Annotated in this window: 12 protein-coding genes; 7 read left to right on the forward strand and 5 right to left on the reverse strand. The window is 42.0% G+C overall.

Annotation, left to right across the window (positions count from 1 at the left end; translation table 11 throughout):
• Positions 1-29 precede the first annotated feature (29 nt).
• A complete protein-coding gene (locus tag ACOOE0_RS06245; RefSeq protein WP_420401609.1) occupies positions 30-764 on the reverse strand; it encodes a LytR/AlgR family response regulator transcription factor in 735 nt (244 codons plus the stop codon).
• A gap of 287 nt (positions 765-1,051) precedes the next feature.
• On the opposite strand from ACOOE0_RS06245, the gene ACOOE0_RS06250 reads away from it, so the two are divergent.
• The 3 genes from ACOOE0_RS06250 to ACOOE0_RS06260 all read left to right on the forward strand — a co-directional run bounded on the left by ACOOE0_RS06250 (position 1,052) and on the right by ACOOE0_RS06260 (position 2,653).
• On the forward strand, positions 1,052-1,174 hold the full coding sequence (locus ACOOE0_RS06250) for a hypothetical protein (protein WP_420401610.1): 123 nt from the start codon (positions 1,052-1,054) through the stop codon (positions 1,172-1,174).
• Positions 1,175-1,184: 10 nt separating this feature from the next.
• Positions 1,185-1,385 carry a hypothetical protein gene (locus ACOOE0_RS06255; RefSeq protein ID WP_420401611.1) on the forward strand — a complete coding sequence of 67 codons (201 nt, stop codon included), beginning with the start codon at positions 1,185-1,187 and terminating at the stop codon, positions 1,383-1,385.
• A gap of 281 nt (positions 1,386-1,666) precedes the next feature.
• Positions 1,667-2,653, forward strand: coding sequence for a ribonucleotide-diphosphate reductase subunit beta (locus tag ACOOE0_RS06260; protein WP_420401612.1), 987 nt, complete (start codon positions 1,667-1,669; stop codon positions 2,651-2,653).
• Here ACOOE0_RS06260 and ACOOE0_RS06265 read toward each other — a convergent pair.
• Positions 2,650-2,847, reverse strand: coding sequence for a hypothetical protein (locus tag ACOOE0_RS06265; RefSeq protein ID WP_420401613.1), 198 nt, complete (start codon positions 2,845-2,847; stop codon positions 2,650-2,652). The two genes, ACOOE0_RS06260 and ACOOE0_RS06265, sit on opposite strands and share 4 nt — an antisense overlap.
• 45 nt (positions 2,848-2,892) lie before the next feature.
• Between ACOOE0_RS06265 and ACOOE0_RS06270 the strand changes: the two genes are divergently transcribed.
• On the forward strand, positions 2,893-5,370 hold the full coding sequence (locus ACOOE0_RS06270; protein ID WP_420401614.1) for a ribonucleoside-diphosphate reductase subunit alpha: 2,478 nt from the start codon (positions 2,893-2,895) through the stop codon (positions 5,368-5,370).
• A gap of 293 nt (positions 5,371-5,663) precedes the next feature.
• Here ACOOE0_RS06270 and ACOOE0_RS06275 read toward each other — a convergent pair whose 3' ends face one another.
• From ACOOE0_RS06275 to ACOOE0_RS06285, 3 genes are all read right to left on the reverse strand, one after another.
• Positions 5,664-7,199 carry a Kelch repeat-containing protein gene (locus ACOOE0_RS06275; protein WP_420401615.1) on the reverse strand — a complete coding sequence of 512 codons (1,536 nt, stop codon included), beginning with the start codon at positions 7,197-7,199 and terminating at the stop codon, positions 5,664-5,666.
• Positions 7,200-7,405: 206 nt separating this feature from the next.
• Entirely contained in the window at positions 7,406-8,056 is a 651-nt protein-coding gene (locus ACOOE0_RS06280) for a gluconate 2-dehydrogenase subunit 3 family protein (RefSeq protein WP_420401616.1), read from the reverse strand.
• Positions 8,056-9,774 carry a GMC oxidoreductase gene (locus ACOOE0_RS06285; RefSeq protein ID WP_420401617.1) on the reverse strand — a complete coding sequence of 573 codons (1,719 nt, stop codon included), beginning with the start codon at positions 9,772-9,774 and terminating at the stop codon, positions 8,056-8,058. Before ACOOE0_RS06285 ends, ACOOE0_RS06280 begins: the two co-directional genes overlap by 1 nt.
• A gap of 136 nt (positions 9,775-9,910) precedes the next feature.
• Here ACOOE0_RS06285 and ACOOE0_RS06290 point away from each other — a divergent pair, with 136 nt between their 5' ends.
• From ACOOE0_RS06290 to ACOOE0_RS06300, 3 genes are read left to right on the forward strand one after another with little or no spacing between them, the layout of a single operon-like run.
• On the forward strand, positions 9,911-10,894 hold the full coding sequence (locus ACOOE0_RS06290; protein WP_420401618.1) for a sugar phosphate isomerase/epimerase family protein: 984 nt from the start codon (positions 9,911-9,913) through the stop codon (positions 10,892-10,894).
• Positions 10,895-10,915: 21 nt separating this feature from the next.
• Positions 10,916-11,359, forward strand: coding sequence for a DinB family protein (locus tag ACOOE0_RS06295; RefSeq protein ID WP_420401619.1), 444 nt, complete (start codon positions 10,916-10,918; stop codon positions 11,357-11,359).
• 12 nt (positions 11,360-11,371) lie between these two features.
• Positions 11,372-12,601, forward strand: coding sequence for a nucleoside permease (locus tag ACOOE0_RS06300; protein ID WP_420401620.1), 1,230 nt, complete (start codon positions 11,372-11,374; stop codon positions 12,599-12,601).
• Positions 12,602-12,618: the final 17 nt, after the last annotated feature.

The following is a 12,618-nucleotide window of genomic DNA, read 5'->3' on the forward strand; positions in this document are numbered from 1 at the left end:
CGGAAAATAGACACGGGAGTTATCGGGGGTTACAGCATATCCAAAAAATCGGATTTCTTTTGTCTTGAAACAGGGATTTTGTGGTTGGATTCCAGCACCACATAGCCATCTGTCTTTAGAAATTCTTTTATCTTGTTTAGATTGATGATGTACGAATTGTGAATTCGGAAAAAACTATTATCGGGAAGCAAAGTGTTTACTTCTTTAAGCTTTTTGGTAAGCAGAATCTTTTGGCCATCACTCAAAAAGATGGTACTATAGTTTCCATCGGATTCCGCATATAGAATATCGTCACTGTTAAGGAACAAAAGCTTTCCGTCCGTATTGATTGTGATTTTCTTGCTGTGGGATTCAGCGTTGAAATTCAAAAGAATCTTTTCCAGTTTTTCGGAAGTCAAATTCTTGGTGTTGTATTTTTTGATCTTGGCAATGGTCACTTCCAGATCATCCGTATCAATCGGTTTTAGCAAATAATCAATGGCCTCGTTCTTAAGGGCTTTTAGGGCATATTGGTTGTAGGCTGTGGTGATGACCACAGGGAAATTTTTATTCTTAAGGCTTTTGATGAACTGAAATCCGTCCATTGCGGGCATCTCAATATCCAGGAACAGACAATCCGGGGTATTCCGTTCCAAATAGTCCAAAGCTTCATGGGCATCGGTAAAGGATGCCACAATATCAACTTCATCGCTCAAATTCGTCAACTCCCAACTAAGACTTTGCAACGCTTTGACCTCGTCATCAACAATAACTGCTTCTAACATGCTCTATTTTAATATACTTTCAAATTTAGGATTATTCCCTATAAGGTATCAAAATTATGTGCTAATGGACGCTTTACACGTATAACTGGTAGAAAATGCCGATTAACCGAAAAAGGGTGACTTTGCCCTATTGGAGGTGCTATTTTGCTGTTTTTACATCTAAAAGCCTGAAAATCATTAACCATTTATACACAAAAAAAGACCGATTATACATACGGCATCTGCTCTGGGGCAATTGTTTTATACTTTGGTCTTGTCAAAAACTGAAAGTAATCAACCCTATTCCAATGCGAAAGTGTCTTATTTTATTTGTGCTTCTGATTGTTGCCCTGATTTGCGCTGCTGTAATGGAAGAGGGAAATGATTTAAAGATACATTCCAACTGGGACGAGGTGGCCAATAATAGGTAGCCTTTACCAAATGTTCTTTCACATTATCAACAAACGTACGGCCAGAGCAACCAACCTCTTGATCATAGAAACTGCTTGCAAAAGATATCCCAGGGAATCCACGGATTTGTTTGGTTTTAGGTTTCGGGGGAACTACCTAGAATTAAAACCGTCCAAAGATGTAACTGGGAATGGCCGTACTTTTGATAATGAACCTAAGGAATGCCAATAACAAGCGTAATTTCCATTAATATTTAGACCAAAAAGTATAAAAAACATATACTTTTTGGTCTATTTTATTTTGGAAGATTCCAATCAAAAAACCTCCTTGGGGATCATCTTCTTCAAACCCAAGTAACATCAATAGCCAGCCTAGATTTCAACATGTTGTGTTAAAAACTTTGGATCGTATTTCATAAAACTACCTTTACTATCTGGTGACATTTTTGAATCTTTGTTAGCCCTGTTCGCAAGGAAATTTTCTCCATTTTATAATTTTTTTAACGCACACTTATGTCAGCAGCCATAGAACCTATATTAGAAGAAAACAAAGACAGATTTGTAATTTTTCCAATCCAACATCACGATTTGTGGGACTGGTATAAAAAGCAGGAAGCCTGTTTTTGGACTGCTGAAGAAATCGATTTGCACCAAGATTTGACAGACTGGAACAACAAACTCAACGATGACGAGCGTTATTTCATCAAGCATATCTTGGCATTTTTTGCAGCTTCAGATGGTATTGTGAATGAAAATTTGGCGGAAAATTTTGTGAACGAGGTTCAATATTCCGAGGCCAAGTTTTTCTACGGTTTCCAGATTATGATGGAAAACATCCACTCAGAGACCTACTCCTTGTTGATAGATACCTATGTAAAGGATGAAAAGGAAAAAAATGTGCTGTTCAAGGCCATTGAGAATTTTCCAGCTATCAAAAAGAAAGCAGATTGGGCCCTCAAATGGATTGAGTCACCCAGCTTTGCCGAGCGTTTGATTGCCTTTGCTGCAGTGGAAGGGATTTTCTTTTCAGGAGCCTTCTGTTCCATTTTCTGGTTAAAGAAAAGAGGATTGATGCCAGGACTGACTTTCTCCAACGAGTTGATTTCCAGAGATGAAGGAATGCATTGCGATTACGCGGTACACCTGCACAACAATCACTTGGTGAACAAAGTGCCAAAGGAAAGAATCAAGGAGATCATTGTGGATGCCCTGAATATTGAAAGAGAATTTATTACCGAATCACTTCCGGTAAGCCTTATAGGAATGAATGCCAAATTGATGACCCAGTACTTGGAGTTCGTGACCGACAGACTGTTGGTGGAACTGCAATGTGAGAAGGTGTACAATGCCACAAATCCGTTCGATTTCATGGATATGATTTCGCTTCAAGGAAAGACCAATTTCTTCGAGAAACGCGTGTCTGAATATCAGAAAGCAGGTGTTTTGAACAAGGAAAAGGACACGGATTCCCAGAAAATTAGCTTCGACGCGGACTTTTAATTGAAAAAATTCCCCGCAGCTTGCTGCGGGTTACCGATAAAATTGTCATTCCCATCAAAATGGGAATCTAAATAACAGAATTTCTTGAAATTCTTTATTAAGACCGATAACAATATAAAATAGCCTCTTGCCCCAGAGGTGTGAAAGAACTTGGCCTCAAATGTATCGTGGGCATGTCCACGGTCATTAATCATGCTTTGGTATAACCAACAGGTATCATTTAAAAAAATTCGTAGCACATGTATGTAGTAAAAAGAGATGGAAGAAAGGAGCCGATGATGTTCGACAAGATCACGGCCAGAGTAAGAAAACTTTGTTATGGCCTCAACGGTCTGGTGGATCCGGTTAAGGTGGCCATGCGTGTCATTGAGGGATTATATGATGGAGTAACCACATCCGAACTGGATAACTTGGCAGCCGAAATTGCGGCAACTATGACCACTACCCATCCAGATTATGCTAAGTTGGCGGCTCGCATCTCGGTTTCCAATTTGCACAAGAATACCAAAAAATCCTTCTCCGAGACCATGAAGGATCTCTACGAATATGTGAATCCAAGAACAGGAAAGAAGGCCCCGTTGCTATCTGATGAGGTCTTTAAGGTGATTTCGGAGAATGCAGAAAAATTGGATTCCACCATAATTTACAATCGGGATTTTGGCTACGATTATTTCGGTTTTAAGACTTTGGAACGATCATACTTGCTCAAGTTGAATGGGAAAATAGCCGAACGCCCACAGCATATGTTGATGCGGGTTGCGGTTGGAATTCATCTGGATGATTTGGATGCGGCCATTGAGACGTACGAGTTGATGTCCAAAAAGTATTTCACCCATGCAACACCTACCTTGTTCAATTCTGGAACGCCTAAGCCACAAATGTCATCCTGTTTCCTTTTGGCAATGAAAGATGATAGCATTGATGGCATTTACGACACCCTCAAGCAGACTGCAAAAATTTCCCAGTCGGCGGGAGGGATAGGACTATCTATTCACAATGTTAGGGCCACTGGATCATATATTGCTGGAACCAACGGAACTTCCAATGGAATTGTGCCCATGCTTAGGGTATACAACGACACAGCCCGTTATGTGGATCAAGGTGGTGGAAAACGAAAAGGAAGCTTTGCCATTTATGTGGAACCTTGGCATGCGGATATCTATGAATTCCTGGATCTGAAAAAGAACCACGGAAAGGAGGAAATGCGTGCTCGTGATTTGTTCTACGCCATGTGGATTCCAGATTTGTTTATGAAAAGAGTAGAGGCCGATGGAGAGTGGACGTTGATGTGCCCTAACGAGTGTCCGGGACTTTTCGACTCACATAGTGAGGAATTTGAAGCGCTGTACACCAAATATGAAGCTGAAGGGAAAGGACGCAAGACCATAAAGGCGCGTGATCTTTGGGAGAAAATTTTGGAGTCCCAAATTGAAACGGGAACTCCTTACATGCTTTACAAGGATGCGGCCAACAGAAAGAGCAACCAGAAAAATTTGGGAACCATCCGTTCCTCCAACTTGTGCACGGAGATTTTGGAATATACTTCTCCAGATGAGGTCGCGGTATGTAATTTGGCTTCCATTGCCCTCCCCATGTTTGTGAAGAATGGCAAGTTTGATCATAAAGAGCTATTTAAGGTCACCAAGCGAGTGACCAAAAACCTGAATAGGGTAATTGATCGCAACTACTATCCAGTAAAAGAGGCTGAGAATTCCAACATGAGGCACAGACCTGTTGGTCTGGGGGTACAAGGATTGGCAGATACCTTTATTATGCTTCGTTTGCCCTTTACCAGCGATGAGGCCAAGCAATTGAACCAAGAAATTTTTGAAACCCTCTATTTTGCTGCGGTAACCGCATCTATGGAGGAAGCCAAAACGGATGGAGTCTATTCTAGCTACGAAGGTTCGCCCATGGCCAATGGGGAGTTTCAACATAACCTTTGGGGGGTTAAGGATGAAGAACTTTCTGGAAGATGGGATTGGGCCAAGTTGAGAAAAGATGTGAAAAAACACGGAGTGCGTAACTCCTTGTTGGTAGCACCAATGCCAACGGCTTCCACTTCCCAGATTTTAGGAAACAACGAATGTTTTGAACCTTATACCTCCAACATTTATACCCGAAGGGTATTGTCTGGCGAGTTCATCGTGGTGAACAAGCACCTATTGGAAGACTTGGTAAAACTAGGGTTGTGGAACGAAAACCTAAAACAGGAATTGATGCGTGCCAATGGATCGGTACAACATATTGATGTGATTCCAGAGGATATAAAGGAACTGTACAAGACCGTTTGGGAGCTCAGTATGAAGGACATCATTGATATGAGCCGCCACCGTGGTTATTTCATTGACCAAAGCCAATCTTTGAACCTGTTCATGGAAAATGCCAACTACTCCAAGTTGACCTCGATGCATTTCTATGCCTGGAAAAGCGGATTGAAAACAGGAATGTATTATCTCAGGACCAAGGCAGCTGTAGATGCCATTAAGTTCACCTTGGACAATACCAAGAAAAAGGAAGTGCCAATCAGTGTAGCTGCTGAGGCCGAAGTTTTGGCTGCAGCTCCCAAGGCAGCTGAAGAGTTAAAAGTTGATTCAACCCCAGTGGAGCAGCAGGATGTGGATATACAGCCCATGACTGCGGAAGAAATGAAGGAATTGATCGCGCGCTCCAAAGAAGGCCAGGCTGACGATGACTGCTTAATGTGTGGATCATAACAAATACTGAGCGTATCAGTATGTGATAGTGTTTATTGATTAGATACCTCGGATAGTTCACCCCACACGAACAACTTCCGAGGTGTTTTCCTTGAATTGCAAGATTCAACAACAAAAAAAGCCGCTTGATAGCGGCTTTTTTAATTTTATCGGCACGTCAGTTCGAGTGTCCCGAATCCAATTCGGGACGTATCGAGAACTGATGACGAAGCGGAACCACTTTGTTCTCGATACAAATTTTACCCATGTCTATGGGCAAAATCCACTCGAACTGACGGCATTTGGACTTTATCTTACTCATCATGCCTTGGGGTATATTCCCAGATGTCTGTTGGGAAATTGTAATCGAAATCTCTTCCCAACCCCAAATAGGCCTTTTCATCGATAACTGAAGCAAAGCTCCAATATCGTTCCACACTCGGGAAATCAGTTCTTCTTACCCAGCTACCAACACCTTCATTTCCAATTGGGTCAAACTCCCATAAATCCGTAAGAATATTAAATTGGGAACCAATTCCTAATCCTAAATAGCCTTTACTACCAATTGTAAAACTAATTGCTCCGTATCTTTCCATTGTTGCTGGTAGAGACTTTTTTTCAATCCATGAATTGGTTGTTGGATTGTACTCCCAGATATCGTCTAGATGGTTTAAAGGATTATTAATTCCTGTTGATATATATCCTTTATTTCCAATTGAAAAACCCACAGCACCGACTCTTCCGATTAGTTCGAAACTAGCCTTTTGAGTCCATATATTTTGGGTTGGATCATACTCCCAAAGATCATTGTGGAGTGGGGCATTGATATCATCCTGAGAGCCTCCATAAATGTATGCTTTCCCTCCAATTACAAATGAAGAAGCAAATTGTCTGGCCTGACCAGGATTTCCTGGAAAATCATCAAGTTTTTCCCATTGATTGGTAATAGGGTCAAACTTATAAAAATCATGAGGCCCATCAACCATAAATTCTTCATCCCCAGCACCGATATAAAGAGATCCATTTAAGGTAAAATGAAAAACTCCATATCGGGCACCTCCTGGAAAGTTCTTTTTGGCGTTCCACTCATCTACTTTTGGATCATACTCCCATAAATCTCCAAGACTTCCATTCTTTCCCTGCCCAAATCCCATGTAAATTTTACCTTGAATGACTTCAGCAATGGCAAATCTTCTTCCCACTCCTTCAAAATTTTTCATTTGTCGCCAAGGTAAATAGGTAAACTCTTCACTGGATATGGTGTATTGGTCTCCCACTCCCATTTGAATGGGGCCTTTATACCCAACCGGCACCCCAACAACAATTTCGGTATCTGAAAAGCTCTTTATCTCGGCTGGAGTTTCGGCACCATGGAAGAGTACATCCACAGCACTGGGATTATCCCCAAAGTGGTCACCAGTAATGGTTACTTCATCACCTTCCACGCCTGTTTTGGGCTCAAAATCACTTATAATGGGAGGTGGAAGCAAAACCGTAAAATCCTGAAAGGAAGTGTAATCATACCCGTTGGCGGACAGCTTTATTTTTCCTGTAGTGGCATCTTCGGGAACAATTGCTACTAAAGTAGTCTCGGATGCACTTTCCACTTGGGCAGCCATCCCATTGAATTGGACTTCGTTTCCTTCAGGTAAGGGATCAAAATTCTCCCCTCTGATGGTTACTTTGGTACCCCATCCCCCAAGCGCTGGCGAAAAGTCAAAGATGTCCGTTTCTGGATATTCAACCTCTTCCGATGGATTATCATCCACAGGAAGGGAACCATCATCTTTTTTACAATTAAGAAACAGAAAGGTCGCAGTGCAGATAAAAAGTAGGTAAGGTTTTTTCATGGCAAGTTATTTGGGTTCTGTTTAAAGGAAGAACAAACAGGCCTAAAAAATCCTACTCAATTGACGGACAGCCCTTTTGGATTGACGAATGCGTGTTTTGGATATGTGGATTGTTGAATTTCTGGATTTTTAGAAGGTCAATCTTGACAATGAATAAAAAAAAAGCCGCTATCAAGCGGCTTTTTATCTTATGTAAAGGAATTAGGTTACAACGACCAAGCTCTGCCTTGGGTCAAGGTCTCCAAATCCCCACAACCAATATACTCTCCGGGTACTGGCAAGTAGGCCAAAACCTCTTCGCCAACAAACTCGCTGTTTTTATAGGCCCAAATGGCACTATTGCGCAAATTGGTGGCAAATTGGTATCTGGCAATCTCATCGTCCAGTACGGCGCTTCCATTTTCCTCTACGGCCTCAAAATAAGCCTGTAGTGCCTCTCCATGTGCTTCCTCCACCTCATCTGTCTGCTTTTTCAAATACGTGGCAAAGACAGGCTCTAAATCCTCCGCATCCAAATCTGCCAAAGATTCTTTTTGGGTGTCGGCCAAGACCTTATCGGTAAACTTGCCCATGCACATTTTAAAGAAAGCTTGCTGCTCTGCGGGCAGCACATCGTTAGCAAACGTATCTATAAACACATGTACATTTACATCCGTGGCCGATGGCGTGTCCGTCTTCGGTAACAAGATGTCCAACAATGTATGAACAACAGTTCCTTCATCTTTGGAAAAGAAATTGGGTGTCCAATCCAGGACTTTTTTACCTTGACAGCTTTGTACAATTCCTAAAAGGGTAGGGGTGGCCACGGCATAACCAAAGACAAGCCCCATATTTTTTAATGCTACTCTTCTTTCCATTATAAATTTCCTTTTTTAAGTTCTTCTGCTGCATGGTTGGCAGCTCTTGCCGTAAAGGCCATATAGGTCAATGATGGGTTAACACAACTGGCGGAGGTCATAAAGGCCCCGTCGGTGACGTAAACATTCTTACAATCGTGCACTTGGTTAAAGCCATTGAGGACGGAAGTTTTTCTATCCCTTCCCATTCTGGCAGTTCCCATTTCGTGGATACCCAATCCAAGGGCGCCAGGTCTGTCAAAAGGCTGAACGTCTCTTAAGCCTGCTTTTTCAAGCATATCCACCGCTTGGTTTTTCATATCCTCGCGCATGTTCCATTCATTTTCCTTGAATTCGGCATCGAAGGTAACGGTAGGCAAGCCCCATTCGTCCAACTTGTCATAATCCAAGGTCATTCGGTTGTCCTCGTACGGAAGCACTTCTCCAAAACCACCCATTCCAAAGGTCCAGCCTCCTGGCTTCAGGATGGCATCCTTAAGGTCCTTTCCATGGGACACTTCGGAAATTACATCTTCCCAATTGCCACGACTTGCACCTCCTTGATACCCATACCCCCGAATAAACTTATCTGTATTGGAACTACCACCCAAGTTTCTAAATCGAGGTAGGTAAATGCCATTGGGCTTTCTTCCCTTATAATATTTGTCTTCGTATCCATCCAACTTTCCACCGGCACCTACGCCCAAATGGTGGTCCATGATGTTTCTTCCCAATTGATCGGAGTCATTTCCAAGACCATTCTCAAACCTATCGGATTTGGATTGCATCAAAATGGATGTGGAAGCAATGGCAGAGGCACAAAGGAAAATCACTTTTGCCTTGAACTCAAACTCTTCTTTGGTCTCCCGATCAATGACTTTTACACCAGTTGCCTTTTTGGTATCCGGATCGTAAATTACTTCATGAACAATGGAATCAGGACGTAGCGTCATGTTCCCTGTTCTTTCGGCAGCAGGTAGGGTAGAGGATACACTACTAAAGTAGGCCCCAAAAGGACATCCTCTGATACAGCGGTTACGGAATTGGCAACGCGTTCTTCCGTCTCCCTCAAATTTCTTGTTACTATTAATGTGTGCCACACGACCGGCAGTAATTACACGGCCATCAAAATGTTCGTAGACTTTATCCCTAACATGTTGTTCCACACAGTTCAACTCCATCATGGGCTCAAACTGTCCATCTGGAAGTTGCGGAAGTCCCAATTTTTCACCGGTAACTCCAATGTAACTCTCAACCCTATCATACCAAGGAGCAATATCTTTATAGCGAACAGGCCAGTCCACGGCGATGCCATCTTTTCTGTTGGCCTCAAAATCCAAGTCGCTCCAACGGTAACTATGACGTCCCCACATAATGGAGCGTCCACCCACATGGTAACCACGCATCCAATCAAAACGCTTGGTTTCGTTATAGGGGTGTTTTAGATCATCAACAAACCAATGTTTGGAAGGAGTTTTAACCGTATAGCCAGTCCGGTTTTGTTTTTCTTGTTTGGCAATATCCTCCCTTGTCGGCTCCCCATTATTGGGCAAGTCCCAGGGATCCAAATTAGCCGTTGGATAGTCCTCTCTGTGCTTGACCATTCTACCGCGTTCCAGCACCAGGGTCTTCAGTCCATTTTCGCACAGTTCTTTAGCAGCCCAACCACCACTAATGCCCGTTCCTACTACAATGGCATCGTATGATTCCTGCTCTTCGTTATAATAAAATTTACTCATCAATAAGGATTGTTTATTTCCTAAAAGTATTAATTATTAAATTAATTTTCTACATTTAATCCTTATGTTTATTGAGAATTCACTACTATAACGTTGTAGTTTTTAAATTCCATTTAATTTAAGTTGATCAACCCTTATGAAAAGAAGAAATTTAAAACATTTCAGTACCAAATTTGTGATTGTTTTATTGCTTGCCAGCGCCGTGGCTTGTAAGCAAAACAAGAAACAGGAAGAAGTAGCTTCCGAAACTGTTGAAGAAGTTCAAATGAGCACCGAACCCAATTTCAAAATATCGTTGGCCCAATGGTCCATGCACAAGATGATACGGGAAGATGGGTTAGACCCATACACCTTTGCCGAAAAAGCCAAAGCCTGGGAATTTGAAGGATTGGAATATGTAAGTGGATTGTACTATCCAGAATTGGAGAAGGATAATTTCTCAGAGGCGGCCATGAAGAGCTTTGTAGACAAAAGCCTTGCAGAAAGTAAAAAACATGGACTGGAAAATCTGATCATCATGATTGATGGTCAAGGAGATTTGGCTACTCCGGATGAAGCCGAAAGGAATGCTGCCGTAGAAAACCATTACAAATGGGTAGATGCCGCCGCTGCATTGGGATGTCATTCCATAAGGGTAAACCTAAGCGGTACCCAAGACCCTGATGAATGGACCGCTGCTTCCGTTGATGGATTGACCAAACTGTCCACCTATGCCAAGGACAAGAACATCAATATCTTGGTGGAAAACCACGGAGGGCTGTCCTCCAATGGAGCCATGTTGGCCAATGTATTTAAAACCGTAAATATGGACAACTGTGGCACGCTACCGGATTTTGGCAATTTCTGCATTACTTGGGGAGAATGGCCTGAATGTCTTGAGTGGTATGACAGGTACAAGGGAATGGAAGAAATAATGCCCTATGCCAAGGCGGTAAGTGCCAAATCCCATGATTTTGATGAAAACGGCAATGAGATCCATTCAGATTATGGACGCATGCTCAAGATTGTAAAGGATGCAGGATATTCCGGTTATATTGGAGTGGAATACGAAGGAAGCGAGCTAAGCGAAGAAGATGGGATTATTGCCACTCGAGACTTATTGCGTAAATTGATGAAGTAGTCCTTACCAAACCTCAGGCCTATGAAGGGATTTCTACAGCAACTCTTTGATTACAATTTTTATAGCAACAAAAAGCTCATTGAGCAATGTTCCGCTATGGGAAAGGTTCCTGAAAAAAGTATGCAGCTGTTCAGTCATATTTTGAACGCCCACCATATCTGGAATCATAGAATTGTAGGCAAGCCATCGGAATTTACGGTATGGCAGTTGCACTCCTTGGAGGAGTGGGGAGACCTTCATTATGAGAATCAGCGTACCTCTTTTGAAATTATTAGGAATACCGAGGATTTCAATAGAAGAATTGATTATGAAAATAGTCAGGGGAGGACGTATGCCAACGACCTAAAAGACATCCTGTTTCATATCATCAACCATTCTACCCATCATAGGGGCCAGATTTTGACGGATTTCAGGAACTCAGGAATGGAGCCCGAACCTTTGGATTACATTTTTTACAAAAGATAAAAATTCAGTTTAATGAGGTTCGCAGTTCGATTTCAGCTTGCTTTTATGATGTTTTTGGAGTTTTTCATTTGGGGAGGCTGGTTTGTGACCCTGGGAACTTTTTTAGGAAATAACCTGAATGCGACGGATGGTGAAATTGCCTTGGCTTTTTCTACCCAGTCTTGGGGCGCGATCATAGCCCCTTTTATAATTGGTCTTGTTGCAGACAGATTTTTTAACGCAGAACGCATTTTGGGCGTGCTGCATTTGATAGGGGCCGGTTTGTTATATCTCATGCACCAGACTTCGGATTTTTCCGTGTTCTATCCTTATGTTTTGGGCTATATGTTATTATATATGCCCACCTTGGCCCTGGTAAATTCCATCTCCTTTAATCAAATGTCGGACCCTACCAAAGAGTTTTCGCCCATTCGGGTTTTTGGCACAATTGGTTGGATTGCGGCGGGACTAGTTATAAGCTATGTGTTTGTTTGGGATTCATCAGAGGGCATTCAATCAGGACTTTTGAAAAACACTTTTCTTATGGTTTCCATTGCTTCGGCTGTTTTGGGATTGTTCAGTTTTACCCTCCCAAAAACACCCCCAATGGTCAAGAAAGATGAAAAGGTGGACATTGCCAGTTTGTTGGGATTGGATGCGCTGAAATTATTAAAGGATAGAAACTTCTTGATGTTTTTCATTTCATCCGTTTTGATTTGTATTCCATTGGCGTTCTACTATCAGAATGCCAACCCCTTCTTAGCAGAAATTGGAATGGACAATCCCACGGGAAAAATGACGATTGGGCAAGCATCAGAGGTGCTTTTTATGTTGTTGTTGCCCTATTTTTTCAAAAAATTTGGCTTTAAGAAGACAATCCTGGTAGGGATGTTGGCTTGGACAGCACGGTATCTATTGTTTGCGTACGGTAACGCTGGAGAATTGACCTTCATGCTAATTTTAGGGATTGCACTACATGGAGTATGCTATGATTTTTTCTTTGTCTCTGGTCAAATATATACAGACTCGAAAGCGGGGGAAAAATACAAAAGTGCAGCCCAGGGGCTTATAACATTGGCTACCTATGGCGTGGGAATGCTCATAGGTTTCTGGGTGGCTGGTAAAGTTGCCCAAATGTATCTAGTGTCCGAAAACCTTCATGATTGGGAAAATGTTTGGATTATACCAGCTGCATTTGCTTTTGTTGTAACTATTTTATTCGCCCTTTTCTTTAAGAAAGAAGAGGTATCTTATGAACCTTAATTAACCAATATTTTATA

This window comes from Flagellimonas sp., from assembly GCF_965215805.1.
Lineage (GTDB): Bacteria > Bacteroidota > Bacteroidia > Flavobacteriales > Flavobacteriaceae > Flagellimonas.